Below are 26183 nucleotides of genomic sequence, written 5' to 3'. Positions count from 1 at the left end.
GATTTGCTGTCCGACATAGACACATCTCAGGATGTGCACGTTCTGAATCTTCATCGTGCCGGCTTCGAGTTTAACGGGTTCTGGGCCGGAATCGATCACTTACTGGCTTATTGCCACCTGAAAATCAGCACTCAACCACTCTTCAGGGTTAACTGCCTTGGCGTTGTGGCGAATTTCAAAATACACGCCGCTGACGTTCTGACCACCTGAATCACCAACAGTTGCAATAGTTGCACCTGACTCTACCCATTGTCCGATAGTGGCTGCCACTTTCCTGTTACCGCCATACAGACTGGTGTACCCATCACCATGATCGATGATGACGAGCATGCCGAAGCCTTGCAGGAAATCGCTGTAGATGACCTCTCCATCGGCCACGGCATGCACAGCTTTACCCTGGCTGGCCTTGATGAACAGTCCGCTCCAGCGCAGCTTGCCGACAGACTTGATGTCGCCAAAGCGGGCGAACAACTCGCCGGCAACTGGTGCTGGGTATTTACCCTTACCGTCTATGAAGTAGCCTGATTGTGTGCTTTGCAGCGTTTCCAGCTCATCCATAAGGCCTTGCAGGCGTGCCTGATCCGCTTTGAGCTGAGCCACGCTACGTGTTTTCTGGTCCAGGCCCGCTTCCACCTCACCCAGCGTGGTTTGTTTCGAGGTCGCTGTGCTGGCGTAGTTTTCGCGTTGTTGTGATGCTTTTTTCTTTATATAATTCAGCCAGTTACGGTCTTTCAAGGCGTTCGCATGTGCATCGCTGATGGTATTCAGCACGCTGACCTGCTCACGAATGGCTGCGTTTTGTGCCGAAAGAACATGTTCGGTGTAGATCGATAATCGATCGGCCAGCGCCGGGTCATCATTTTGCAGAACGATCTTCAATGCTGTCTGTTGGCCGATTAGCTGGGCATTGCGAAGTGCCTGTGACAGTTGTAGCTGGCGTGCCTGTACACCTTCTCGGGCCTCCCCGATCATGGTGTTCAGGGAGTTCAGCTTATCGTCAAAGCGCGCGATCTCCTTGTCCAGTCCCTGCAATCGTTCTTCACGTTCGCCCACTTGGGACTGGGCCGCTTCCAGTGCTTTTTGCAGCTCGGATTTGAGTGCCTTGCTACTGGCTATTTCATCGCTCAGTGCTTTCAGGCGGGCCGTTGTATCGTGTATCTGCTGTTCTACGTCTTCCAGCGTGCGTGATGACTCGGCATGGGCGACACCGGGTAGCAATGAGGCCGGCAGAAGCAATAAAGCACAGCTAAGCAGCGCTGGCAGAAAGCTGCCTGCGCGCGCACGCTCATCACGATATAAACAAGAGTTACACAACATGAGGCAAATTGTAGTCGGCGATGAGGCTGGTGACCACTACCCAGTTGGATTGAATGGGGAGTCAGTCAAAATCGTGCGGATGAATGAACGGTGGCTTGTCGTGTCTCTTGCGCATCCAGTTCAGGGATGAAAGAACGTTGGGGCGTGTTGCGAGGTATACAAGCAGGCGGTTCTTGCCGGGAAACTCGGCAATCGACACTCCCAGTAGCAGCATGATAAAGCCCGGTCCCGGGGTGATCAGCATGATCAGACCGAGTAACACGATGACGAACCCCAATAGGGCTCTGCTGAGCATTTTCAGCGTGTGCCAGAGGTTACGCTCTGGGCGTCTGTCGAGCCGTGCCTGCAGGTAATTACTGGGCAGGCGGGACACGATCCAGGGGGCCGCTATCAGGGAGACGGCCATCATGATGACTGAAGCCGTCGCGATCACACTCAATAATAGCGAGTGCTCGGATAGCCAGCTGAGTATCTCGTTCATGATGGGTGCGGCGGCGTTCGGCTCAGAGACAGGCCGGCTTAGTCTATCCAGTTAATCTCGCTGGCAGTGTAAGTATTGATGACGACACTGCGCAAACTCTCTGCCATGTAGGAGCTGCTGGAGGATGTCGGAATTCTGCCTGCCATGATTTCAGCATTACGCTGGGGGTACAAAGGGATTCGATTCGAGTTGGCGTAACCGATGCCCATGAGCGGACCACCATAGGCGTTGTATTTGTCCGTAGCCCCCACGGTGTGTAGCAGCTCATGGGCAATGATGATGTTGTTCTGCGCTGTCTGCTTGTGCAGGCTGTAGGCAAAGACCAGCCCCATCAGACCTTTCTGCATACCCAGCGAATGCTGCAAGGCCTTGTTGTCCTCCCCGGTTTGATAGACCACAAACATGCGCACACGAGTCAGACCGCCATCGTCGGGCGTATTACGCCATGCCCATAAACGAAACCGCAGACCCCATATCAGCACTTTCACCGCGTTGGCCTTGTCGGGAAAGGTGGGTGGCAAGTTGGAAATCTGTTCGCCGAGAGTTACTTTGAACGGGGTCGGTAAGGCGAGTGCATAGCGCTCGGCTTCACGCTCGCCCCAGCGGTTGATGATGGCGAAGTCATCCGAATTCAGATTCTGGATATAACTGTTGGTGGCCAGATGATCATCACCGTTGATGGGGTAGACCACGGCTTCCAGCGTCTGATTCCAGTTGCGACTATAGACTCGCTGGTGCAGAGCGGTAAAGCCAACCACCACCAGACAGGCCAGCAGTACGAGCAGCCGGATGGTTGCAAAACGCGGCTGAGTCACCGATGAAGGTTTGCAGGAAGAAGCAGAAGGTCCCTGCCAGGTACATCGGACTGCGTCATGTGTCACAAGGTTGGTGTAGGCTTCCTGTAGTTTGCGGAAAAGTTCAGGGCAGTCTTGAGCCCGGCTTGCAGCGAGGGAGTAATCCGTCTCGCTGTGATCTGGACAAGTTGCGACTGATTCACAATCTGACGATATCAATAGACAGGAATCCCAGTGGACACTCGTAACCCGGTAACCATCAATCGCCTTGACTATCAACCGACCGATTGGCTGATTGATCATGTGAGCTTGCAGTTCGAGCTGGACCCCACCGCCACACTGGTGACCAGTGAGCTGACGCTCTCGCGCAATCCGGCGGCCGGACAAGAATCGAACGGGCCGGGTCCCGGGCTGACCTTGCAGGGCTCTGATTGCGAGTTACGTTCGGTAAGCCTGGATGGCGTGAAGCTGGCTCCGGAGGACTATCAGCTGAGCGCAACCGAGTTGCATATCGCCCAGTTACCTGAGCATTGTGTGCTGGTCATTGTCACCTGCATCAACCCGGAATCCAATACGGCTCTGGAAGGTCTCTACCGTTCCAGTGGTAACTTCTGTACGCAGTGTGAAGCTGAAGGTTTTCGCAAGATTACCTACTATCTGGATCGCCCAGATGTCCTGTCGGTTTTTGACGTAACCATTACTGCTGATGTGGCTACCTGTCCCGTCATGCTGGCCAATGGCAACCGGGTATCGCACGAGGTGCTTGAGGGTGGACGGCACCGGGTGCAATGGCATGATCCGCATCCCAAGCCCAGTTATCTGTTTGCACTGGTGGCCGGCGATCTGGCTCATATCGAAGATCACTTCACCACCGCCTCGGGACGCAAGGTGCTGCTGCAGATCTATGTAGAGGCGCATAACATCGATCGTTGTGATTTTGCCATGAGCTCGCTGAAGGCCTCCATGCGCTGGGATGAAGAGGTTTATGGTCTTGAGTATGATCTTGATTGCTTCATGATCGTGGCCGTGGATGACTTCAACATGGGAGCCATGGAGAACAAGGGATTGAATGTATTCAACTCCCGCTTCGTGCTGGCCGATGCGCAAAGCGCTACGGATACCGATTACATGGGCGTTGAGGCGGTTATTGCTCATGAGTATTTTCATAACTGGACCGGCAACCGCATTACCTGTCGCGACTGGTTCCAGCTGAGTCTCAAGGAAGGTCTGACTGTTTTTCGTGATCAGAGCTTTTCCAGTGACCGGCACTCCGCCACCGTCAAGCGCATTGAGGATGTGCGCTTGCTACGAGCACGTCAGTTTGCTGAAGACAGCGGACCCATGGCGCATCCGATCAGACCGGACAGCTATATCGAGATCAACAACTTCTATACCTTGACGGTGTATGAGAAAGGCGCGGAAGTGATTCGCATGCTGCATACCTTGCTGGGACCGGTCAAATGGCGACAGGCAATGGATGTCTACGTTGAGCGCCATGATGGTACGGCGACCACCTGCGATGCTTTCGTCGATGCCATGCAGACGGTTGCCGATGTCGATCTGACGCAGTTTCGTCGCTGGTACAGTACGGCCGGAACTCCCGAGGTGCGTGTCAGTGAAGAATACGATTCACAGAACGCCCGTTTTCATCTGACCTTGTCGCAATCCTGTCCGGACACACCCGGTCAGAGTGACAAGCTGCCGCTGCACATTCCGGTGGTCATGGGGTTGCTGGATCAACAAGGGAACAGCTTGTCCCTGAGCAATGGCAGAGCGCTGGCAGCGGCGGTGGACAGTTCGCAAACCGATGCGCAAAGAGGGGTATTGCTGGATCTGACCGAGGCGAGCCAGACGTTCACCTTCGAAGGCGTTGATGCCGCACCGGTTGTCTCGCTGCTGCGTGGCTTCAGCGCACCGGTGAAGCTGGTCCACGATGTGACTGACGAGACGCTGGCCTTTCTGATGGCGAACGATCCGGATACTTTCAACCGCTGGGAGGCGGGTCAGCGATTGGCAACGCGTCTGATACTGGGCGTGCTGCAAGAGGGTCGGATTAATGCTGACACGCTGGCGTCTCTGGGGCAGGCCTGGGGTCTGATTCTGGCAGATGACTCACTGGACATGGCCTTCAAGGCCGAAGCGCTGAGCCTGCCCACTATTGATACGCTGGAAGGTTCGCTTGAGCAAGTGGATTATCAGGCATTGATTGCCGCCCATGCCATGGTGTCCACGGCTCTGGCTGAGAAGCATGCCGAAGCGCTTTGCGTGTTGGTCACCGAGACTCGTCAGGCGGGTGTTGCCTTGCTTGATCCGGCCGCCATGAGTGGTAGAAAACTTGCGAACACCGCACTTGCATTATTGACATGGTTGCCGGAGTCTCTCTGGGGGCCGCTGGCTGCAGCTCAGTATGCGGCGGCTGACAACATGACTGATCGCATTGCTGCATTGGCGGCACTGTGTCATGGGGACAGTGCCGCTCGTCAGGATTGTCTGGATGACTTTCATGCAAAAGCTATCGGTAATCGCCTGGTGATGGATAAGTGGTTTGCCGTGCAGGCGACATCGCGTCGATCCAGTATCGTGGAAGATGTGGCTGCGTTGCTGCAACATGCCGACTTTGAAGCAGGAAATCCCAATCGTCTGCGCTCGCTTGTAGCAAGTTTTGCCCTGAATAACCCGGGTGGTTTTCATGCGGCCAATGGTCAGGGCTATCGATTTCTGGCCGATCAGGTTATTGCGCTGGATTCACGTAATCCGCAGGTTGCCGCGCGGCTGGTATCGCCACTGGGGCACTGGAAAAGGCTTGCCGGTCCGGCACGGGACCTGATGCGTCAGGAGCTGGTTCGGATAAGGGATAGTGGCCCCCTGTCTCCAGACGTTTTTGAGCTTGTCAGCAAGGCATTGCAGTGAACTTTTGTAGTGCAGGAATGTGAACAAGGGTAGCAAGGCTTGTCCGCTACCCTATGTGCCTCTGTGTGCATGCTAATTTAATCCTGACAGAGCGCCCTGCAAGGCTTGCAGGGCCGTTGTAACTATCAGGAGAGTTGTTATGTCTGAACGACAAACGGGAACGGTCAAGTGGTTTGACAACGCCAAAGGCTATGGATTTATCATTGGCCCGTCAGGTGAAGATATTTTCGTTCACTATCGAGTTATCGAAGGTGAAGGTTATCGTTCATTGAGTGAAGGGCAGCTGGTTGCATTCGTTGCCTCCGAAGGTGAAAAGGGTTGGCAGGCCTCCGAAGTTGCACCGGCAGAAACCGCATAACAGATAGCACCACAAATAGTACGGAGCCCGGGTACTTGCTGCCCGGGTGATGGCATGCTTCTTGACTCTGCGGTAGGCTGTCATGGCTCATGTCGAGCTGTCTGTAGCGTGAGCACACATGAGTCAGGACACCCCCGAACCGACACCGCCGGTTAGTCAGTTCAGGCTGCTGAGGCAACGACGGTTTGCGCCCTATTTCGTCACCCAGCTACTGGGCGCCTTCAATGACAATGTCTACAAGAATGCACTGGTTGCGCTGATAGCGTTTGCCTCGATCAATTCGAGTTCCGGCGATGACAGTCTGCTGATCAACCTGGCGGCAGGTTTGTTCATTCTGCCGTTTTTTCTATTTTCGGCTCTGTTTGGTCAGGTTGCCGACAAGTATGAAAAGTCGACATTGATCCGCTACGCGAAACTGTCTGAAATCGGCATCATGTCCTGCGGCGTGGTGGCGCTGACTCTGAACAGTATGCCACTGCTTCTGGCCGTGCTGTTTCTGATGGGGACCCAGTCCGCCTTTTTCGGGCCCGTCAAGTATGGCATCCTGCCTCAGCATCTATCCGAGTCGGAGCTTACCGGCGGCAACGGTCTGGTTGAGCTGGGTACTTTTCTTGCGATTCTGTTCGGCACCATCGCCGGTACCCAGTTGATTGCCAAATCAGCGACAGGTAGCGTGGTGCCCGTCTCTATTGTCTTGATGCTGGTGGCCATTGCAGGCTACTTTGTCAGTCGAAAAATTCCATCGGCACCAGCTAGTGCGCCCTCATTGCGCATTCGCTTCAACCCATTGACCGAGACGGTTAATCTGGTTAGAAGCACCAGCGAGCATAGAATCATTTTCCAGTCGATTCTGGCCATTTCCTGGTTCTGGTTCCTGGGCGCTGTCTATCTGGCCCAGTTTCCGGTCTATGCCCGTGATGTGCTGGGTGGTAGCGTGGATGTCTTTACTCTGCTGCTGGGGACTTTTTCCGTTGGTATTGCCATGGGCTCGATTCTATGTGAGCGCATGTCGAGTGAGCGCGTCGAGATCGGTCTGGTGCCTTTTGGCGCAATGGGTCTTACGCTGTTTGGTCTGGACCTGGTGTGGGCCACACCCGCAGCGCCTTTGGGATCGGGACTCGCCGTGATGGGTTTTATCGGTGCCGCAGGAGCCTGGCGAGTGTTGCTGGATATCTTTCTGATCGGCCTGTTTGGCGGCTTCTATATCGTGCCTCTGTATGCCTTGATTCAAAAAACCAGCGCCCCTGATCGTCTGTCCAGAGCCATTGCCTGCAATAACATCCTGAATGCCTTGTTCATGGTCCTGTCGGCTTTGCTGGCGTTGGCCGTGCTGGCCATGGGGGCGTCCATCGCTCAGCTGTTTCTGCTGGTGGCTGTTCTGAATGCGGTGGTGGCGCTGTATATATTCCGGCAGGTGCCTGAGTTTTTCATGCGCTTTCTGATCTGGCTGTTGATCCACACCTTGTACCGGGTACGCAAGCAGGACATGCATCTCATACCGCAAAGCGGTGCGGCTATCGTGGTGGCCAATCATGTGAGTTTCGTGGATGCGCTGCTACTGGGTGGGTGTATAAAGCGTCCGGTGCGCTTCGTGATGTATTACAAAATTTATAATATTCCGGTTCTGAATTTCATCTTTCGCACCGCCAAGGCAATACCGATTGCCGGGCGAAGTGAGGACGAGGCGCTCTATGAGCAGGCCTTCGAGCGTATGAAAGCGGCTCTGGAGCAAGGCGAGCTGCTGTGCATTTTTCCGGAAGGGCAGATTACCCAGAACGGGCAGATGAGTCCGCTGCGGCCCGGCATTCTGCGTGTGCTTGAGGCGCAGCCGGTGCCCGTTGTGCCCATCGCGCTGCAGGGTTTATGGGGCAGTCTGTTCAGTCGCAAGGGCGGCCCTGCCTTCTTCAAACTGCCACGTAGAATATTTGCCCGTATCGGCCTGATAGTCGGTAAGCCGATGCCGGCAGACAGTGTGACGCTGGATGCTCTGGAAGTGCGCTTGCGGGAGTTGCGTGGTGATTGGCTTTGAAGCTGGGGTATGACACCGGGACGTGAGGCTGGGAGGTGAGGCTTGGTCCGGCTGAAGCTGTTGCTTGCAGAATCTGCGTGCCAGTGAAGAATTCCGGAAATCTGCAAGGACTTTGTTCTGGATTGCGGTCAAGGCGTGGCAGGCATCTGGCGACAACTTCTGCATGCGATCAATAAATCCTTTCAGTGCAAGTCCCGTTGCAGGATCAGAAGTCTCGACAATAGACTTGGGTCTGGCAAATGCATCCGGTTTGCAGGATTTCCTGTTGATGGAGCAAGATTTACGTACGGCGATCAAGACAAGGGCACTGGCGCTGCATTATCAGCCCTTGTTCACTATTCAGGATCAGAAAATCCTGGGTTTTGAGGCATTACTGCGCTGGCGGCATGCCGAGCGAGGCTATATATCGCCGACCGAATTCATACCGCTGGCCGAGGAGACCGGTATGATTTTCGGACTGGGAGAGTGGGTATTGGAACAGGCCTGCGCCGATGCGCTTGCGTGGGGCGGCGGGCGCAAGATTGCCGTCAATCTGTCTTCCATACAATTCCGTGATCCGAATTTGCCCGCAACAATTGGGGCCATCATCAAACGTTCAGGCCTGCCGGCGGATCGGTTGGAGCTTGAAGTCAATGCAGGGGTGCTGATCGAGGATACCGATGCTGTTATGGGCATGCTGGTGGAGATCAGAGCACTGGGTGTGCGTATTTCCATGGATGATTTTGGAACCGGTTTTTCCAGTCTCAGTAGCCTGAAGCGATTTCCGTTTGACAAGATCAAGATTGGACGCGCCTTCGTCAGTCAGTTGTTGGCCGATAATGAAGATGGAGTCACCGTGAAAGCCATTCTTGCCCTGGGTCACAGCATGGGTATGGTGGCCTCGGCAGAAGGAGTGGAATCTGCCGAGCAATTTGACTATCTGCACCTTGAAGGTTGCGATGAGGCGCAGGGATTCTTGCTGGGTAGGCCGATGCCGTTCGAATATGCTCTGGCCTTATGCAATGTGCCGGATGTGACAGGCAGTGAGCAGCAGATATCCACGCTCGATGGCCACTTCCCACTGTTGGGTGGCGCTCAGCACTGATTCGGACGTCTTATTTCCAGTAAACTGCACGACCATCAGATCAATCGGGTCTTTCATGTCTGTCAGCGCTTCTGAACGTCCCTCTGTATTGCCTGAAGGCAAGCTGCTTTACCAGTGTGATTTCCCGATACGCTGGGGTGATATGGATGCCCTGGGTCATGTCAACAATACTGTCTACTTTCGCTACTTCGAACAGACGCGGCTTGAGTGGTACGAACAGAGCGGCTTTGGCTCGCTGAGTAGTAAGGACAAGAGCATTCTGATTGTCGACAACCATGCCGAATACCTCAAGCCGGTTGTCTACCCCGCGCATGTGACGATTCGAATGGGGGCTCATTCGCCAGGCCGAAGCTCTTTTATCAGCACCTACACGCTGGCTGTGGGGGATGTGCTGTACACGCGCGCAAGCTCCAAAGTAGTGTGGGTGGACATCAAGGCCGGTAAGTCGACCCCCATGCCAGAGGCTGCCCGGGAGATGTTCGCATCGGACAGTGATTCCCATGAGTGATGGATTTTGCATGCTCTGCGGGCAACCGGTAGTACTACAGATACCCGAAGGTGATAACCGTCAGCGCAAGGTTTGCACGGGCTGCGATCATATCCATTACGAGAATCCGAAAAATGTCGTCGGTTGCTTGCTGGAATGGCGTGGCAAAGTGCTGTTGTGCAAACGGGCGATCGAGCCGCAGCTGGGCTACTGGACTCTGCCGGCAGGTTTTATGGAAAACGAGGAGAGCACCCTGGAAGGGGCGGCGCGTGAAGCTTATGAAGAGGCCACGGCACAATGCGATGATCTGCGCCTGTTTGCTGTCTACAATCTGCCGCGCATCAGCCAGGTGTATCTGATGTTCTACGGGCGTCTGCGTGATGGATTTGCGGAGGCCAATGAAGAGACCCTCGAAGTGGGCCTTTTCGATGAGTCAGAAATTCCCTGGGACGAGCTGGCTTTTCCGGTGGTCACCGAAACACTGACGCGTTTTTACGAGATGCGTGATCAGCGCGATAGACGTGTCTATTCGGCTGACATTCTGAGCAAGCCAGGGGCGGCAATGGACGTTGTGCGCCACCCTGACTAAGGGTTCGTGAAACAATTAACTCCAGAATCCAAGCACTGAGGGCTTCGCTGAACCCTCAGTGTGTCAGTGCCGGTTTACAGCTCTCGCAGTTCTCGCCGTAGAATCTTGCCCACATTGGTCTTGGGCAGATCATCAACGAACTGGATGACTTTGGGACGTTTGTAGCCAGTCAGCTCTTCTTTGCAGTAAGCCTTGATGTCAGCTTCTGTAAGGGCAGGATCCTTTCTGACGATAACGACTTTGACTATTTCGCCGGAGTGTTCGTCCGGGATGCCGATAGCGCCCACTTCCAGAATGCCGGGATGTGCGGAAAGTACCGCTTCGATCTCGTTGGGATAGACGTTGAAGCCGGAGACCAGAATCATGTCTTTCAGTCGGTCGACGATCTTGAAAAAACCTTTTTCATTCATGATCGCAACATCACCGGTATGTAGCCAACCTTCGCTATCAACTGCCTCGGCGGTTTCTTTAGGTCTCTGCCAGTAGCCTTTCATGACCTGCGGGCCACGAATGCACAGCTCCCCGGTTTCTCCCATGGGTACTTCCTTGTTGTCAGTGTCGCGAATCGAGGCTTCGGTGGATGACAAGGGCAGGCCGATGGAGTCGTTGTATTCTTCCAGGTCCATCGGGTTGATGCAGGCAGCCGGACTGGTTTCAGTCAGGCCATAGGCCTCAATCAGTGTGATGCCGGTTATTTCCTTCCAGCGATCGGCAACGGACTTCTGTACGGCCATGCCGCCACCGAGGGTGAGTTTGAGATGCGAGAAGTCGATCTTGTCAAAGCCCGGAGTATTCATCAGGGCATTGAAGAGCGTATTGACACCCGTAATGGCCGTGAATGGATGTTTGCCAAGCTCTTTGACAAAGCCAGGCATATCGCGTGGATTGGTGATGAGCAAGTTCAGGGCGCCCATCTTCATGTAAGTGAGGCAATTGGCTGTCAGTGCGAAGATATGGTACAGCGGCAAGGCTGTGATAATGACCTCGTGACCTTCCTTCTGTTTGATGGCATTGATCCAGGTCCAGGCTTGCTGAATGTTGCACACCATGTTCCGGTGCGTCAGCATGGCACCCTTGGCAACGCCTGTGGTACCACCGGTGTACTGCAGAAAGGCCAGGTCATCCTGCTCTAGCTCGGCAACAGCCGGCGGCAGGCTGGCGCCTTTGGCCAGAACGTCCTTCATATGGTGGGCGCCGGGCAGGGAGAAGGGCGGCACCATCTTCTTGACATACTTGATGACGAAATTCACCAATAACGACTTGGGAAAGCCCAGCATGTCTCCAAAACGGGTGAGGACGACGGTTTTTACCTCCGTCTTGTCAATGACCTCAGCCAGAGTGTGAGCAAACGCTTCAACCACCACAATGGCCTTGGCGCCGGAGTCCTTCAACTGGTGCTCCAGCTCGCGCTCGGTATACAAAGGGTTGGTATTGACGACCACGAGTCCGGCACGCAATGCACCAAACACGATGACCGGGTATTGCAGAAGATTGGGCATCATGATGGCGATGCGGTCGCCCTTCTGCAATCCGGCCTCGTGCTGGCACCAGGAGGCGAACTGCTGTGTCAGCTGATCCAGCTCCTGGTAGGTGATGCTCTTGCCCATATTCTGAAACGCCGGTCGTTCGGCGAATCGCTGGGTTGACTCAGTAAATATATCCACCACTGAGGCGTAAGCATGGGTATCGATATCTTCCGGTACGCCTGGTGGATATGATTGTAACCACGGCTTTTCCATGCTGGACCCTCAGTGTTATTGGTGTTTTATGCTGTTGAGCAGCACTTCTTGTATTTTTTACCGCTGCCGCAAGCGCAAACTTCATTCCTGCCCTGTTTAGGGGCATTACGCCTGAATTGGTTCACATCGGGTACTTCGGCATCTCGAAAGTACCATTGACCGTGATATTTTTCAAAAACACCGCGTTCATGATGTGTGTGGCGGCGGCGCGCTGCATCTCTGTAGCGAGCAATGAATTCGATTCGGGCACTGGTGTCGGTGGCTTCGCCGCCTTCGACTGACAAAATCTCGAGTCCGAGCCACTGCGATTCACGTGCCCATCGGGCGGTGGCAGTTTCGTCGATATCAGAGCGCGTAGAGGGGTGATGGGTAGCCAGGATGAAATCCATGGCGCCAGTGGTGTGAGCCGTATAGCGGGCACGGATCAGGGCTTCGGCGCGATCAGCTTTTACATCGCCGTTGATGATGGGCTCACAGCACTCTGAGAATGCGCGGGTGGAGCCGCAAGGACAGTCAGACATTCGGTTACCTGGGTTGGGTGAAATTATTCTTCATTTTAGCGTAATCGAGAGCGTTCAATGCGTGTAGATGCGGTTGCCGGCCTCATCTCTCATATAGGGGAAGTAGACATTGCTCAGATTGTGGCCGAGCATGGTGATGTTTCCCTCGTCACGGAACTCGCCTTCACCGGTGAATTCGAAGCGAAATTCCCGTTTCAGACAGCTGCTACCGGTCGGGGATCTGGCCGGACGCATGCGCACCAGCGCCACCGTTTGATCAAGAAATTGCAGCTGCCGGTTCTGGCAAGCTTGTCGAGCGTGCTCGACGGCTCGTTCGTGCGCGCCAGATCCGGTCCACCACAGTGCAGCCAGAGCCGCAGGCAGGGCCAGAACGAGCAGATCGAGTAGGGGATTTCCCGTCATGGTTTCAATGCTTTGATTGCAGTCATCACTATCACCTTTATACTAGACTCGGACTCAAGAGGATGCATTACGAATGACGACCATTAAATCACTGGATGAGCAGAAGCAGGTTGAGCTGGAAGCTGCTGCTTTTCGGACTCTGGTTGCGCATTTACAGCAACGCACCGATGTCCAGAATATCGATCTCATGAATCTGGCTGGTTTTTGCCGTAATTGCCTATCCAAATATTATGTAGCGGCCGCAGCAGAGCAGGACATTACCCTTGAATACGAGGATGCACGCGAACGTGTTTACGGCATGTCTTATAGTGAGTGGAAAGCACAACATCAGACAGAAGCAACTGTTGAGCAAGCAGCGGCCTTTGCAGCCACGCACGATTGATATATGTCTGATCTCTCACCGATGAACAACCGTTTTCGGAGTATGCCGTGAGTGCCATTGAAGGATCGACGAGTAATTTTCAACATCAACTCGTGCAACACCTGCTGTCCTCGGGACCCGCCTCTGTCACCATCATTGGTGGCACTGGGCAAGTAGGGCAGGTGCTGAAAACTTTATCGGAAGATGCCCCGCCGGTCATTCATTTTGAAACATTGACAGACTGTCATGCAGCTCTGGACGCCGCCGAAGAGGCCACATTGGAAGGTGCTGCGGTCGCTCTTCTGCAGTTGGATGATAACGGCACTCAACTCAAGGAAGATGAGCTGGCGGTCGAGTTGGGCAAGGCCGTACGCCGTTTTCCTGCAAGACTTGTGGTTAGCATCGAATCAGAGGAACCTGCAGACACAGCGTTTTTCGCTTTCGGATTCCGCAAGTTGCACTTGGCCGATCAGCGATCGGTACGTTTATTTGAGTATTGTCTGAGCGAATACAAGCAGTCGCCAGATTGGCTCAATTCCCAATACTGGGCGAATCCGGCCAGATTCAACGCTGATGAAGACCCGGATATCTATGTAGAGGATGGTAGTGAAGATGATGAAGAAGACTGACACGGGCCCCATCCAGATAACAGAGCTGCTTGGCGATGGAATCGGTCCTGAGTTGGCGGAGTCGATACACGCTGTTGCTGATGCTTTACCCGTTGATTTCCAATTTCAGCAGATTGACTGGTCGTTGGCCAATCGTGAAGCTCGCGGAGATGCAGTCATCGATGAGGCTGAAGAGTCGATGCGGCGGACGAAGTTGGCCGTCAAATATCCGACAGTTACCAACAAGGTCAGCCCGAATGCCTTGATTCGGCGTCGTTGTGATTTCAGTGTCATCTACCGCCCTGCCATTTCCATCAAGGGCATTCATACCAATTTCAAGGAAGACGTCAATCTTCACATCGTGCGTATCGCTACCGGCGGTACCTATGATGATCCGGGCCAGCTGATTGGCAAGGATGCAGCCGTCTCACTGCGCATGGTGGAACGCAAACCCTGTGAGCAGGCGGCCAAGTTTGCCTTCGAACTGGCTCGTAGCAAGGGAATGACTTACGGCGACAGCCACTACTCGGTGACCAGCTCATCGAAACACACGATTCAAAGGGTTACAGATGGCCTGTTCGAATCGGTGGTGACGAAAGTCCACGAGCAGTATGAGGATGTACAACATAACGTCGAGCTGTTTGATGCGTTACTGGCCAAGATCATTCTTGATCCTTCCTCTTACGAAGTCGTGCTGGTACTCAACGAGTACGGGGATTTCCTCTCGGATATGGCATCAGGTCTGGTCGGTAGCCTGGGTACCGGCGCCAGTGGCAACTATTCGTTTGACGACAATAACGACGTTGATATCGCCATGTTTGATCCTGCCGGGGGAACGGCTCCGGACATTGCGGGTAAAAATCTGGCAAACCCTGCCGCTGTATTGTTGGCGTTCGGGATGCTCCTGGATCACGTCAATCGATACGATCTGGGGCACGCCCTACGATTAAGTCTGCTGGGATGTATCGAAAATGGCCACAGCACACGTGATTTGGGCGGTAAACTCAACACCGATGAATTTACAAAAATTGTTATTGATAACATTGCGGCTCATTTGCCCGCCTAGCCGATGCTGTTAATGACATCCGAACAGGAAATTTATTACATCAGTTCATGCGGATAAATACGCTAACACGCCCCCAGGGTTGGCGTTCCGCTCGCCATTCGACCACACTGCCAACACTTATGTTGACGGACAAACCTGTCACGTCACGGTCAGGACGCATTTCATGAGCGCACCATCCAAATCTCTCGAAGCCAGTCTTTCCATGCAGGAGCAGTGGGATAATTCCATGCTCGGCGGAGCTAACTCCCCCTGGTTAGAGCATCAGTACGAACAATATCTTAGCGATCCCAACTCGGTGGATGAAACCTGGCGTGATTTCTTCGCCAAGTTACCCATGGTGGCGGAAAATGCTCGGGAAGTAGCGCACTCAGAAGTGCGTGAGCAATTCAGGCAGTTGACGGGTAACTCGGCAGCGCGTGGCAGTGCCAGTGGTACCGCCAATGCTGCTGGTGGTGCGGCAGAGCTCAAACAGATTTATGTCACGCAGCTCATCAATGCCTACCGTGTGCGGGGCCACCAGCTTGCCAAGACGGATCCACTGAAGCAATTTGTGCCGGCCAAGGTGCGCGAAGTACGCTTGCACGAGAACGGTCTGTCCGAGTCTGATCTTGATACGGTCTTCAAGACTCCATCGCTGGAAGGTATCGATCAGGCGCCACTGCGCGACATCATTGCCCACCTGGAAAAGTGTTATTGCGGTGCGATCGGTTATGAGTTCATGTACATCGATTACACCCCTCAGAAAGACTGGCTGACGCATCGGATCGAAAGCGTCGCCTCCTCGCCGGCACTGAACCCGGAAACCAGAGAATGGATCCTGCAACGTGTCACGGCTGCCGAGAGCATGGAGCGGCATCTGGGTTCGCGCTATGTCGGGCAGAAACGTTTCTCACTGGAAGGCGGTGAAAGCCTGATAGTGGTGATGAGTGAGTTGTTGCGACGGGCAGGCTCTGCTGGCGTCAAGGACATGGTCATCGGCATGGCGCATCGTGGCCGTCTGAACGTTCTGGTCAATATTCTGGGTAAGAACCCGGCTGATCTGTTTCAGGAATTTGAAGGCAAGCGCAAGGAAAGTCTGTCATCGGGTGATGTGAAATATCATCAGGGCTTCAGCTCTGATATCAAGACACCGCATGGCCATATGCACTTGTCGCTGGCATTCAATCCATCGCACCTGGAAATCGTCTCTCCGGTTGTGGAAGGTTCGGTACGCTCACGTCAGGATCGCTACGGCGACAAGAATGGCGAGCAGGTCATTCCTATTGCGATCCATGGTGATGCCGCCTTCGCTGGACAGGGCGTGGTGATGGAAACTTTCAACATGGCGGATTCGCGCGGCTTCTCGACCAAGGGCACCGTGCATATCATCATCAACAACCAGATCGGCTTTACTACCAGTAACGTTGCTGATGCGCGCTCTACTTTGTATGCCACCGATGTGGCGAAGATGATCAATGCGCCAATTTTCCATGTCAACGGTGATGATCCGGAAGCGGTTTTCTTCGTCACTCAGCTGGCATTTGATTTCCGTATGGCGTTCAGCAAGGATGTGGTTATCGATATGGTCTGTTACCGCAGGCATGGCCACAATGAGACGGATGAGCCTTCGGTGACTCAGCCCATCATGTACAAATCCATCAAAGCTCTTGCCACAACACGTGCTCTGTACGCAGAACATCTGGCAGAAGCCGGTGTCGTTACTTCTTCTGATGCCGATCGCATGGTCGAGGATTATCGACAGGCGCTTGACGATGGCAAGAATGTAGCTCCGGGCGTAATGGAAGGTCTCGATGAAGCTCCGGAGACGGCAGTTGACTGGTCAAGGTTCGGTGGTACGGACTGGAAGATGGATTACGAATCCAAAGTGCCATTGGCTAAATTGCAGGCCCTGGCGACCAGCTTGACAACACTGCCTGACGGTCTTGTACTGCACTCACGGGTCAAGAAGATCGTTGAAGATCGTCGCAAGATGACAGCCGGTGCACTGCCACTGGATTGGGGCTACGGCGAGACCATGGCCTATGCAACCTTGCTCGATGAAGGTTACTCCGTACGTCTCTCCGGACAGGATTGCGGACGTGGCACGTTTGCGCATCGACATGCGGTGTTACACAACCAGGCCACTCTGGGTGCTTATGTACCGCTACGTGAAATAACTGACAAGGCCAACTTCCTGGTCATCGACTCAGTGCTCTCGGAAGAGGCCGTACTGGGCTTTGAATACGGTTATGCCACTGCCGATCCAAACACACTGGTCATCTGGGAGGCGCAGTTTGGTGATTTCGCCAACGGTGCTCAGGTGCTTATCGATCAGTTCATCAGCTCTGGTGAAACCAAGTGGGGACGGTTGTGCGGACTGACGCTGCTGTTGCCACATGGTTACGAAGGGCAAGGACCTGAGCATTCTTCAGCTCGTCTGGAACGTTTTCTGCAGATGTGTGCTGAAGATAATATGCAGGTCGTTGTTCCGAGCACACCAGCGCAGGCTTATCACATGCTGCGTCGTCAGATGATCCGCGATATGCGTCGTCCGCTGATCGTCATGACACCAAAGAGTCTTCTGCGTCATCGTCTGGCGACATCGACACTGGAAGATCTGGCAGAAGGAAGTTTTCAGCCTGTTATTCCAGAAATCGATGAGTTGGATGCGAAGGCCGTGGATCGTCTGGTCTTCTGCAGCGGCAAGGTGTACTACGATCTATTGGAAAAGCGTCGCGAGAATGAGATGTCAAATGTTGCTCTGGTCCGACTGGAACAGCTATATCCTTTCCCGTATGACGAAATGAAAAGCGTCATCAAGCAGTACCCGAAGGCCAAATCCTTTGTCTGGTGTCAGGAAGAGCCACGCAACCAGGGTGCCTGGCGTTCGAATCGACATCGTATAGAACGGGTCTTGCCCAAGTCCGTCAGTGAAGTCGAATTTGCCGGTCGAGCACCATCAGCCTCTCCAGCCAGTGGTTATATGAGTCAGCATCTGATCGAACAGAAGCGACTGGTTGAAGAAGGTTTGGGGTTGATCCCCAACAGTCAGTCCCATTAATCTACACTTAACCTAATACAACCCGATGAGAAAGGACCGTCGCCCATGACTTCCGAAATCAAAGTGCCAACATTGCCTGAGTCAATCGCAGACGCGTTGATCGTGACGTGGCATAAGAAGGAGGGCGATCCGGTTCGCCGCGACGAAGTACTTGTCGATATCGAAACCGACAAGGTCGTCATGGAAGTGCCTGCCTCCGAAGATGGTGTGCTTGGCAAGATTATCGAAGGCGAGGGCACAACCGTGTCAGCGCATCAGTTAATCGGCTCCATTGAAGCGGCTCCGGCCGGAGGCGCTGCTCCGGCGGCCTCAAAGCCTGATGAAGCGGCTGAAGCGCCAGCAACTGAAAGTGAGGCTGGCGGCGCTGGTCAAACCAGTCCTGCTGTACGCAAGGCGCTGACGGCTGCTGGCTTGCAAGCTTCTGATGTCAAAGGTTCTGGCAAGAACGGTCGCCTGACAAAAGGCGATGTCGAGCAACATGTAGCAGAGTTGGCCAAGGCCAAGCCTGCAGCAGCTGCACCGGCGGCCAAACCTGCAGCAGCTTCGACAACGGCTCTGCCTATCGTGGCTGATGGCGAACGCGTTGAAAAGCGTGTGCCTATGTCTCGACTGCGAGCAAGAATCGCCGAGCGTCTGTTGTCTGCCAGTCAGAACACAGCGATGCTGACAACGTTCAACGAAATAGACATGAGTGCGTTTATTGCGTTGCGTAATCAGTACAAGGATCGGTTCGAGAAGTCGCATGGCGTCAAGCTGGGTTTCATGTCAATCTTCCTGAAAGCCTCAACAGAAGCTCTGAAGCGCTATCCGGATATCAATGCTTCGATCGATGGTGATGAAGTGGTTTATCACGGTTATTGCGATATCGGTGTAGCTGTTTCGTCTGAGCGTGGTCTGGTGGTACCGGTATTGCGCAATACCGAGCACATGTCATTGGCTGATGTTGAGAAGACCATTGGTCTGTATGCTGAAAAAGCCCGTGATGGAAAGCTGTCTCTGGATGAAATGACCGGTGGTACTTTCACGGTTTCCAACGGTGGTGTATTTGGCTCATTGCTGTCCACGCCTATCCTCAACCCACCACAGAGTGCGATTCTGGGTATGCATGCAACACAGGATCGACCTGTTGCCATCAACGGTGAAGTTGTTATCCGTCCGATGATGTATGTGGCTCTGAGCTACGATCATCGCATCGTGGATGGCAAGGGCGCTGTTGGCTTTCTCAAGACCATCAAGGAATTGGTTGAAGATCCTGCCCGCATCGTTTTCGATCTGTAAGACTGTACAGATATACATTACTTGTACTGCTCCAACGCTCCAGGCTTCAAGGCCTGGAGCGTTGTGAATGCGAAGTACCGTCGGCTACAAGCTGTAGCCTCGACTCCCCCTTGCTCTGCCTCTCTGTGAATACCCACTAGCTATTTGGGTGCTTGCAATGTGATGTGCGTTAGGCTAATTTTTTGCTTACCAAAACGTTAGCGTTGCCGATTTCCAATCAGACCGTCACAAATAGGCAGCGCGCGAATCATTCGTCATCTGAGACCGGCTAGTTTGCTGGTTACTCGAGTCAGAGTCGTATGCTGGGTGTTGTCTGAAGGAGCAAACGCCATCCACCAATGGGTGAATTTGTGCGCCACAGGCCTGCCTGCGTATGTCGCGATGTCCAAAGCCGCGCGATGGAGTTAGGTAGATCATGTTCAAGACACTGTTATTACTCGTCTCACTAGTCTCCTGGTTCTGTTTGCCGGGGATTGCAGTGGCAGATGATGAGCCACCCAGCTCACCCGGTAGTCTTCGCGCCGTCCGTTACTCCCCAACTGCTGGAGAGGTGCTCTGGAACAAAGCAACTGATAACGTCATCGTGGTCGGTTATCGGGTATTTCGTGATGGCGAATTTCTGGGAATAAAAGATGCCCGTAGTCTTTACGAGCCTTCCCTGGCGCCGGGACAAAGCTACACCTACCGTGTCAGCGCCCTTGATCGTTCTGGCAATGAAGGTCCCGCCATGATGGTTGTTCTGTCCGGTAAGAACGGCACCACCAGCCAGGGCGAGCCTGTAAGCGGTGGTGATACGACGGGTGGTGGCACGACGGGTGGTGGCACGACGGGTGGTGGCACGACGGGTGGTGGCACGACGGGTGGTGGCACGACGGGTGGTGGCACTGACGATGGGAAATTGACGCTTTATTCAAACCGCAATAGAGTGACACTCATTGAAGGTGATGCAAAGGGCGTGTCGGTCGGCATCACTCTGAGTCGAGGCACTCAAAAGCGTGCAGTAACACTGTCGCTGGTGTCATCCAACAGGGACATGCTCGGCATGCACCACACGTTCTCCAAGGAGACGCTGGCACCCAGTGAATCCGGTTCTGTGTTATCCCTGACTCTGGATGTAACGGTTGCGCCGTTGCTGATTCATGAGCGTTATTTTCAGATCGTTGCTGACGATGGTGTGTCAAAAACCACCACGCCATTAACCATCGATATAACCCCGACTCCTGCCCCTGACGTTTATCTGCTGATTGGTCAGAGCAATATGGAGGGCTATAGCGAAGTTGATAGTCGCGAGAGTTACCAGGGTGGCAGGGATGAGAGGGTGGAACGAATACGCCAGCTGAACGTACAGCCGAACAATGACAACATCTTCTCCAGTGATAGTTCGTTCACGAATGAAAGCACCAATGTGCGCGAGCCAAAGCTTGTCATTGCAGAAGACGCCTTGCATGAGCCGCGTTACATCGAGGTGAACGGCAAGGGGGCTACCTTTGTCGGGCTGGGTTTGACCTTCGCCAAGCAGGCGCTGCGCATGACAACCGCAGAAATCTATCTGGTGCCTGCAGCGTGGGGGGCGACGGGCTTCTGTGCCAATGCCAATGGCAATCTTGCCTGGAATGCGTCGAAGTCCAGTGACAAGTTCCTGGGCGGGACCTTGCTTGCTGATCGGGCGCTGACACGTCTTAACATGACACTGCGCGAGACCGGCGGTGTGTTGCGCGGCATTCTCTGGCACCAGGGTGGTGCAGATTCCAACAACCCGGATTGTGCGCGTACCTATGCAGATAATCTGCTGAAGCTGAGCAAGCGATTACGCCGGGAAGCTCGGCAGGATTCGCGTGGTAGTTCTGCTCGCGGTGACAGTGCCGCTATTCCATTCATGGTGGCAACACAGAGCAAGGGTGATGATGAGCGAGGCCGGTTCTCGGTGTTCAGCTCGAGCAAGCAAAAGGTGGATGCGGCGCATCGTTCTGTCAGGAGTTACATCAGTTATTCCGGAATCATCAATAATGATGATCTGACTCCGCCCCAATATCCTTGTGGCCAGGTCTCCTGTGTGCATTTCGGTGCGGATGCGTTACGTGAACAGGGGCGACGGTATTACTCCACTATCAAGGGCATTTGGAGCGAACTCGGGGCTTATCACTACTAGTTTCTCTGCTTGACGGAGTAAAAGTGTTCGTCTTTATTCGAACCAACACAAGTTCTCGTATTAAAGTCAGAGATGGACTGTCCGCGATATACTAAGCAGTCTGTTTCTTCAAGCAACAACAGGATTCACCATGGCCGATGTCTATGACGTAGTTGTAATTGGTGGTGGCCCCGCCGGTTATGTAGCTGCCATCCGCGCAGCACAATTGGGGCTGAAGACGGCGTGCGTCGAAAAATGGATCAACAAGCAGGATAAGCCGGCTTTGGGTGGAACCTGTCTGAATGTTGGTTGCATTCCATCGAAAGCATTGCTGGAAAGCACCGAACTTTACGAAAACGCGTGCAACAATTTTGCGGACCTCGGCATTAATGTCGGCAAGGTATCCGTTGACGTTCCCAAGATGATCAGCCGCAAGGACAAGATCGTTTCTGAGCTGACTGGCGGTATTGCCATGCTATTCAAATCGAATGGCATTGATTGGTTGCAAGGCGAAGGTCAGTTACTGGCTGACAGAAAAGTCAAGATAACAGCCCAGGACGGATCAGAATCCGTTGTGGACGCCGGTAACGTGATCATTGCGACCGGTTCTGTTCCCATTGCATTGTCTGCCACACCGCTGGAAGGCGATATCGTTGTCGATTCAGCCGGTGCGCTGGACTGGGAATCTGTTCCGGGTAGCGTCTGTGTCATTGGTGCTGGCGTCATTGGCCTTGAGCTGGGTAGTGTCTGGCGTCGTATGGGTACCGAAGTGGTACTGCTCGAAGCGCAAGATACATTCCTGCCGATGGTTGATAGTGCTGTAGCTCGCGAAGCCAAACGTGCTTTCGAAAAGCAGGGCCTGGAAATTTTGCTCAGCACTCGGGTTATGGGCAGCAAGGTCAAGAAAGGCAAGGTTGTCGTTAGCTACCAGGACGCTGAAGGCGAGCACGAAAAGACTTTCGACAAGTTGATCGTGGCAGTTGGACGACGTGCCTTCACTGACAACGTTTGTGCCTCAGAGGCCGACGTGCAGCAAGACGAGCGTGGCCTGTTCCATGTCAATGAGTATTGCGAAACCAATGTGCCGCACGTCTACGCCATCGGTGACGTGGTACGTGGGCCAATGCTGGCGCACAAAGGCTCGGAAGAAGGTGTCATGGTTGCAGAGCGTATCGCTGGCGAGCAGTCATCAGTGAACTACGACGTCATGCCAAACGTTATCTACACCCACCCGGAAGTGGCTTGGGTTGGCAAGACAGAAGAGCAGGTGAAAAGCGAAGGTATTGACTACCAGGTCGGCAGCTTTCCATTTGCAGCCAGTGGCCGGGCGAAAGCCAAAGGCGATACCACCGGATTGGTCAAGATCATTCGTGATGTAAGCAATGACCGCATTCTGGGTGCCCACCTGATCGGACCTAGCGCATCAGAGCTGCTGGCCCAATCAGTACTGGCGATGGAATTCGAAGCCACGGTGGAAGATATTGCTCATACCATCCATGCACATCCAACGTTGTCCGAGGCCATGCACGAAGCAGCCCTCAGCGCCGATGGCCGTGCAATCCACATCGCCAACCGCAAGCGCAAGTAACCCCCGGAACCCCCGGGTCGGACCCCTGTAAGTGATTGAACTTATAGAAATTACGCCATCAAAAGAAGGCATATAGCCTCTTAAACAGGTCTTTTCATACGTAGAAAGGGCCGTTTAAGGGGCTGCATGACGCAGAGGGTCTGACCCCGGTAAGTGTTTGTATTTGCGGGGATTGGGTGGTGAGGAGGCGCTTTTTGGCTCCTTGGTGGAGTTGTTTAAAGGCGTAACGCTTACATGAAAGCACGTTCGATTACTTTGCTGGTGCTGGCAGAGATTGCCGCGATGACTCTGTGGTTCATTTCATCGGCCACACTGGCAGATCAGCAGGGCGATGTAGTAGTCAGTGCCTTCAGATCGGCCATGCTGGTATCTGGCGTGTCGGCAGGATTTGTTTTTGGCGCGCTGTTTGTTGCCATGCTCGGTATTGCCGATCGTTATGATCCGCGCCGAGTCTTTGCCTGTGCTGCGGTGATGGCCGCCGTGGCCAATGCCCTGGTTGTACTGATCCCACCGGGAAGTTACCTCAGTGTTGCCCTCAGGGTTTTCATTGGCTTCTGTCTGGCCGGTGTTTATCCGGTTGGCATGAAGATCATGGTGGGTTGGGGCAAGCAGGATCGAGGCTGGTTGGTCGGGCTGCTGGTCGGCGGTTTGACGCTGGGTTCCGCAACACCGCATCTACTGTCCTGGCTGGGCGGTTCTGACTGGCAACAGACCACGCTGGTGGCCTCAGGTATGTCATTGCTGGCCGCCGTCCTGGTCATGCAGACGAAGCTGGGTCCCTATCATGCGGTTCAGGGGCGTATAAACCCCGGTGTGTTCAGCATCGCCTGGACCGATATCCGCATGCGTCGGGCTTTTCTGGGCTACCTTGGTCATGTGTGGGAGCTATATGCCTTCTGGGCGTGGGTGGCTCCTGCGGCTGCGGCATCCTATGCCATGCAGATGGATCCTGAACAGGCGATGGAATGGTCAAAACTGACCGCCTTTCTCGCTATCGGCGTCGGTGCACTTTTATGTCCGTTCGCAGGTCGCGTCGCCGATCGACTGGGCAAGGCAGAGTTGACGATACTCGCCATGGCCGCCAGTGGCGCATCGGCCTTATTGGCCGCAGCCGTGTTCGGTGGCCCTCCTTTGCTGGTCGCTGCGGTATTTCTGATCTGGGGGTTGAGCATCATTCCGGACTCGGCCCAGTTCTCGGCATTGATTGCTGACTATTCCCTGCCCGAGCTGACTGGCAGTCTGATGTCTTTGCAGACGGCCCTGGGCTTTGCATTGACGATTGTGACCGTGCAGCTTACGCCGCTGGTGGCTGCCTGGTTGGGATGGCCCGCTCTGTTCTGTCTGCTATCGATCGGGCCGTTTGTTGGCATTGTCTCGATGTGGACGCTGACTCGACGTCATTCTGCTCAGGCGCTGAGCTAGTGTCGCAGGACGAAGACTTCAACCAAGGCCATAACGCTGCGCCTGGGCGCTGAAATTCAGTGCAACGTAGATCAGCATGAGTAGCGCACTTGTTCCGAGCAACGGCCACTGATAACGATAGTTCAGTTCGGGGCCGACATGCAGCTGCCAGCCAAATGCCATGACCAGCGCGTAGCCGAGCGCCAGACCTGCAATCACATCAGTGGGCCAGTGGGCGAGTAGATGAACTCTGGAATAGGCAATCAGACAGGCCATCAGTGTCGCTACCGCATAGATGACATACCGGGTGGTAGCAGTCTGACGGTAGGCCAGCAATAAAGCCAACAGGCCGGTAACCAATGCCGCTGTGGTCGCGTGACCACTGGGGAAGCTGAATGAATGCAGGCCACCATCAACGATAACAGGGCGAACTCGCCCGATCAATGTCTTGATGATCGACACGCTCAGTGCCGTGCTGAGTCCGACGCAGGCAAGGTGTACGCCGAGCCACCAGCGTCGAACCCAGAGCAGGCTGATGACGACCACGCCGACAAGCAAGGTTGCCGGCAAGGTGTCGCCCATCAGAGTCACTGAGAGCATGATCCGGTCGATGGCAGGGCCGCGCAATTGCTGTGACCACTGGCTGAGCCTGCTGTCCCATTCTGATATGGCCGGAACCTGCGTGACAAGCAACAGCAGTATCAGGAACAGACTGAGCGCCAGCGCGATACCGATGATATGCCGAATGAGGGCGGTGGCTGGCTGATTATATGCAGAGGGAAAAGGCATGAATATGATGAAGAGTCAGCTCGCATTTGAAAGGTGTGAGGTGCGCTGCATTGTAAACGAGGCAACCATTCGTTTTTGTCAGGTGTGCATATAACAGGCAATTCACGGTAACCTGCTGCGTCCTTGTTTTTACCAGAAGTTTTCAGTGAACCACCACATGCCCCCAGTCCATCGCCATCTCCTCGTTATTGCCCTGCTCACTTTGTTGCTGGGTGGCTGCGCGAGCATTCCAGATGTGCAGGACCAGCGCCGGGACCTGCCAGATGCCGGTGAATCCAAGGCGTTAAGCCTCAGTGAGCGCAAGTCCATTCGCGACAGCATGAGCATTGCCGAAAGACAGGCAGAAGACAGTGACACCGCAGAGCCGGTGCCGAAAACCGGGCAAGGAATCGGTGCGGTAACCGAGCGGGTCAAGGAAGAGCGCGCTTCAGCCTTCAACCCTTACGTATTGACAGCTCACAAGCATAATTTCATTCTGCCGATGAGTTATTCCAGCAACATCAACGAGCAGGTATACAGTCAGAACGATGTACCGCTGCGTGAAGGTCTGCTGCCGGTAGAGGTGAAGTTTCAGATCAGTCTGAAGAGCCAGCTGAATGAGAAAGATATGCTGCTCAAGGATGATGCCTTGTCACTGGCTATCACACTGGAAGCCTGGTGGCAGTTGTACTCCAGTGATCTGTCGAGCCCTTTTCGCGAAACCAATTACGCACCAGAAATCTTTTATATGGTGCCCCTGCTATGGGGCCCCTTTGGTGGCAATACAGCGTTGGTGCTGGGGCTGGAGCATCAATCCAATGGTCAGGTACAAGGCCTGTCGCGCAGTTGGAACCGTGTGTACACAACTCTGATTTACGAGCGCGGCCGCTTTGTTGCCAGTATTCGTCCCTGGTACCGAATACCTGAAGATGCCAAAGAGAACCCGGAAGATGCCGAGGGCGATGATAATCCGGATATTCTCGATTTCATGGGTCATGGCGAGATAGGTTTGTCCTGGCGCGACAGCAAGAATGAATATGCTATCAACGTGCGTGGCAATACCGACACCGGCAAAGGCGCCGTTAAAATCGGCTGGACCTTTCCCCTGTTTGCCAAATTCCGCGGCTTTGTTCAGTATTTCAATGGTTACGGTGACTCTCTGATCGACTACAACCACTACCAACAGCGGCTAGGTCTGGGTGTGGCGTTGACCAATCTGTTCTGAGAGTCGGTG

General features: G+C 54.1%; 22 protein-coding genes. 15 read left to right on the top strand and 7 right to left on the bottom strand.

Annotation, left to right across the window (positions count from 1 at the left end; genetic code table 11):
- Positions 1–99 precede the first annotated feature (99 nt).
- From IMCC3135_RS32830 to IMCC3135_RS32820, 3 genes are all read right to left on the bottom strand, one after another.
- Complete coding sequence (locus tag IMCC3135_RS32830; RefSeq protein ID WP_088921438.1) at positions 100–1317, bottom strand: murein hydrolase activator EnvC family protein; 1218 nt, start codon at positions 1315–1317, stop codon at positions 100–102.
- A 61-nt stretch (positions 1318–1378) separates the two neighbouring features.
- Positions 1379–1798, bottom strand: coding sequence for a PGPGW domain-containing protein (locus IMCC3135_RS32825; RefSeq protein ID WP_088921437.1), 420 nt, complete (start codon positions 1796–1798; stop codon positions 1379–1381).
- 38 nt (positions 1799–1836) lie between these two features.
- Positions 1837–2613: a hypothetical protein gene (locus IMCC3135_RS32820; RefSeq protein WP_088921436.1), complete on the bottom strand. Its 777-nt coding sequence runs from the start codon at positions 2611–2613 to the stop codon at positions 1837–1839.
- Positions 2614–2826: 213 nt separating this feature from the next.
- Here IMCC3135_RS32820 and pepN point away from each other — a divergent pair, with 213 nt between their 5' ends.
- From pepN to IMCC3135_RS32790, 6 genes are all read left to right on the top strand, one after another.
- Positions 2827–5502 (top strand): aminopeptidase N, encoded by a 2676-nt coding sequence (pepN, locus tag IMCC3135_RS32815; protein ID WP_236994706.1) that lies wholly within the window; start codon positions 2827–2829, stop codon positions 5500–5502.
- Between the two features lie 139 nt (positions 5503–5641).
- The gene (locus tag IMCC3135_RS32810) at positions 5642–5860 is read left to right on the top strand and encodes a cold-shock protein (RefSeq protein WP_088921434.1); all 219 of its coding nucleotides are present in this window, start codon (positions 5642–5644) and stop codon (positions 5858–5860) included.
- A 118-nt stretch (positions 5861–5978) separates the two neighbouring features.
- Positions 5979–7889 carry an MFS transporter gene (locus IMCC3135_RS32805; protein ID WP_088921433.1) on the top strand — a complete coding sequence of 637 codons (1911 nt, stop codon included), beginning with the start codon at positions 5979–5981 and terminating at the stop codon, positions 7887–7889.
- 163 nt (positions 7890–8052) lie between these two features.
- The gene (locus IMCC3135_RS32800) at positions 8053–8973 is read left to right on the top strand and encodes a putative bifunctional diguanylate cyclase/phosphodiesterase (RefSeq protein WP_157736500.1); all 921 of its coding nucleotides are present in this window, start codon (positions 8053–8055) and stop codon (positions 8971–8973) included.
- A gap of 55 nt (positions 8974–9028) precedes the next feature.
- Entirely contained in the window at positions 9029–9481 is a 453-nt protein-coding gene (locus tag IMCC3135_RS32795; protein ID WP_088921431.1) for an acyl-CoA thioesterase, read from the top strand.
- Complete coding sequence (locus tag IMCC3135_RS32790; RefSeq protein WP_088921430.1) at positions 9474–10049, top strand: NUDIX hydrolase; 576 nt, start codon at positions 9474–9476, stop codon at positions 10047–10049. Before IMCC3135_RS32795 ends, IMCC3135_RS32790 begins: the two co-directional genes overlap by 8 nt.
- A 74-nt stretch (positions 10050–10123) precedes the next feature.
- Here IMCC3135_RS32790 and IMCC3135_RS32785 read toward each other — a convergent pair whose 3' ends face one another.
- From IMCC3135_RS32785 to IMCC3135_RS32775, 3 genes are read right to left on the bottom strand one after another with little or no spacing between them, the layout of a single operon-like run.
- Entirely contained in the window at positions 10124–11788 is a 1665-nt protein-coding gene (locus IMCC3135_RS32785; RefSeq protein ID WP_088921429.1) for an AMP-binding protein, read from the bottom strand.
- A 26-nt stretch (positions 11789–11814) separates the two neighbouring features.
- Positions 11815–12309, bottom strand: coding sequence for a YchJ family protein (locus tag IMCC3135_RS32780; RefSeq protein WP_088921428.1), 495 nt, complete (start codon positions 12307–12309; stop codon positions 11815–11817).
- Between the two features lie 54 nt (positions 12310–12363).
- Complete coding sequence (locus tag IMCC3135_RS32775; protein ID WP_088921427.1) at positions 12364–12711, bottom strand: DUF3301 domain-containing protein; 348 nt, start codon at positions 12709–12711, stop codon at positions 12364–12366.
- 91 nt (positions 12712–12802) lie between these two features.
- On the opposite strand from IMCC3135_RS32775, the gene IMCC3135_RS32770 reads away from it, so the two are divergent.
- From IMCC3135_RS32770 to IMCC3135_RS32735, 8 genes are all read left to right on the top strand, one after another.
- Positions 12803–13093, top strand: a complete 291-nt coding sequence (locus IMCC3135_RS32770; protein ID WP_088922206.1) for a DUF1244 domain-containing protein — start codon at positions 12803–12805, stop codon at positions 13091–13093.
- Positions 13094–13140: 47 nt separating this feature from the next.
- Entirely contained in the window at positions 13141–13701 is a 561-nt protein-coding gene (locus IMCC3135_RS32765; RefSeq protein WP_157736499.1) for a DUF6231 family protein, read from the top strand.
- Entirely contained in the window at positions 13685–14746 is a 1062-nt protein-coding gene (locus IMCC3135_RS32760) for an isocitrate/isopropylmalate family dehydrogenase (protein WP_205737825.1), read from the top strand. The genes IMCC3135_RS32765 and IMCC3135_RS32760 overlap by 17 nt, the downstream gene beginning before the upstream one ends.
- A 163-nt stretch (positions 14747–14909) precedes the next feature.
- The gene (locus IMCC3135_RS32755) at positions 14910–17786 is read left to right on the top strand and encodes a 2-oxoglutarate dehydrogenase E1 component (RefSeq protein ID WP_205737824.1); all 2877 of its coding nucleotides are present in this window, start codon (positions 14910–14912) and stop codon (positions 17784–17786) included.
- Between the two features lie 45 nt (positions 17787–17831).
- A complete protein-coding gene (gene odhB / locus IMCC3135_RS32750) occupies positions 17832–19064 on the top strand; it encodes a 2-oxoglutarate dehydrogenase complex dihydrolipoyllysine-residue succinyltransferase (protein ID WP_088921424.1) in 1233 nt (410 codons plus the stop codon).
- A 415-nt stretch (positions 19065–19479) separates the two neighbouring features.
- Complete coding sequence (locus IMCC3135_RS32745; RefSeq protein WP_088921423.1) at positions 19480–21213, top strand: sialate O-acetylesterase; 1734 nt, start codon at positions 19480–19482, stop codon at positions 21211–21213.
- A gap of 130 nt (positions 21214–21343) precedes the next feature.
- Positions 21344–22780 (top strand): dihydrolipoyl dehydrogenase, encoded by a 1437-nt coding sequence (gene lpdA / locus IMCC3135_RS32740; RefSeq protein ID WP_088921422.1) that lies wholly within the window; start codon positions 21344–21346, stop codon positions 22778–22780.
- A 234-nt stretch (positions 22781–23014) separates the two neighbouring features.
- Complete coding sequence (locus tag IMCC3135_RS32735) at positions 23015–24202, top strand: MFS transporter (protein WP_205737823.1); 1188 nt, start codon at positions 23015–23017, stop codon at positions 24200–24202.
- An 18-nt stretch (positions 24203–24220) separates the two neighbouring features.
- Here IMCC3135_RS32735 and IMCC3135_RS32730 read toward each other — a convergent pair whose 3' ends face one another.
- Entirely contained in the window at positions 24221–24970 is a 750-nt protein-coding gene (locus IMCC3135_RS32730) for a phosphatase PAP2 family protein (protein WP_088921421.1), read from the bottom strand.
- Positions 24971–25127: 157 nt separating this feature from the next.
- On the opposite strand from IMCC3135_RS32730, the gene IMCC3135_RS32725 reads away from it, so the two are divergent.
- Positions 25128–26174 carry a phospholipase A gene (locus IMCC3135_RS32725; protein WP_088921420.1) on the top strand — a complete coding sequence of 349 codons (1047 nt, stop codon included), beginning with the start codon at positions 25128–25130 and terminating at the stop codon, positions 26172–26174.
- Positions 26175–26183 lie beyond the last annotated feature (9 nt).

Source organism: Granulosicoccus antarcticus IMCC3135 (assembly GCF_002215215.1).
GTDB lineage: Bacteria > Pseudomonadota > Gammaproteobacteria > Granulosicoccales > Granulosicoccaceae > Granulosicoccus > Granulosicoccus antarcticus.
Note: the sequence above shows the minus strand (reverse complement) of the source record. Positions and strands in the feature narration are given on the sequence as shown.

Coding starts and splice junctions, on each gene's coding strand:
- IMCC3135_RS32755 (WP_205737824.1), top strand. CDS start 14,910: ATGAGCGCACCATCCAAATCTCTCGAAGCCAGTCTTTCCATGCAGGAG.
- IMCC3135_RS32780 (WP_088921428.1), bottom strand. CDS start 12,309: ATGTCTGACTGTCCTTGCGGCTCCACCCGCGCATTCTCAGAGTGCTGT.
- IMCC3135_RS32730 (WP_088921421.1), bottom strand. CDS start 24,970: ATGCCTTTTCCCTCTGCATATAATCAGCCAGCCACCGCCCTCATTCGG.
- IMCC3135_RS32800 (WP_157736500.1), top strand. CDS start 8,053: ATGCGATCAATAAATCCTTTCAGTGCAAGTCCCGTTGCAGGATCAGAA.
- lpdA (WP_088921422.1), top strand. CDS start 21,344: ATGGCCGATGTCTATGACGTAGTTGTAATTGGTGGTGGCCCCGCCGGT.
- IMCC3135_RS32830 (WP_088921438.1), bottom strand. CDS start 1,317: ATGTTGTGTAACTCTTGTTTATATCGTGATGAGCGTGCGCGCGCAGGC.
- IMCC3135_RS32735 (WP_205737823.1), top strand. CDS start 23,015: ATGAAAGCACGTTCGATTACTTTGCTGGTGCTGGCAGAGATTGCCGCG.
- IMCC3135_RS32725 (WP_088921420.1), top strand. CDS start 25,128: ATGCCCCCAGTCCATCGCCATCTCCTCGTTATTGCCCTGCTCACTTTG.
- IMCC3135_RS32805 (WP_088921433.1), top strand. CDS start 5,979: ATGAGTCAGGACACCCCCGAACCGACACCGCCGGTTAGTCAGTTCAGG.
- IMCC3135_RS32810 (WP_088921434.1), top strand. CDS start 5,642: ATGTCTGAACGACAAACGGGAACGGTCAAGTGGTTTGACAACGCCAAA.
- IMCC3135_RS32785 (WP_088921429.1), bottom strand. CDS start 11,788: ATGGAAAAGCCGTGGTTACAATCATATCCACCAGGCGTACCGGAAGAT.
- odhB (WP_088921424.1), top strand. CDS start 17,832: ATGACTTCCGAAATCAAAGTGCCAACATTGCCTGAGTCAATCGCAGAC.
- IMCC3135_RS32760 (WP_205737825.1), top strand. CDS start 13,685: ATGATGAAGAAGACTGACACGGGCCCCATCCAGATAACAGAGCTGCTT.
- IMCC3135_RS32775 (WP_088921427.1), bottom strand. CDS start 12,711: ATGACGGGAAATCCCCTACTCGATCTGCTCGTTCTGGCCCTGCCTGCG.
- IMCC3135_RS32790 (WP_088921430.1), top strand. CDS start 9,474: ATGAGTGATGGATTTTGCATGCTCTGCGGGCAACCGGTAGTACTACAG.
- IMCC3135_RS32825 (WP_088921437.1), bottom strand. CDS start 1,798: ATGAACGAGATACTCAGCTGGCTATCCGAGCACTCGCTATTATTGAGT.
- IMCC3135_RS32745 (WP_088921423.1), top strand. CDS start 19,480: ATGTTCAAGACACTGTTATTACTCGTCTCACTAGTCTCCTGGTTCTGT.
- IMCC3135_RS32795 (WP_088921431.1), top strand. CDS start 9,029: ATGTCTGTCAGCGCTTCTGAACGTCCCTCTGTATTGCCTGAAGGCAAG.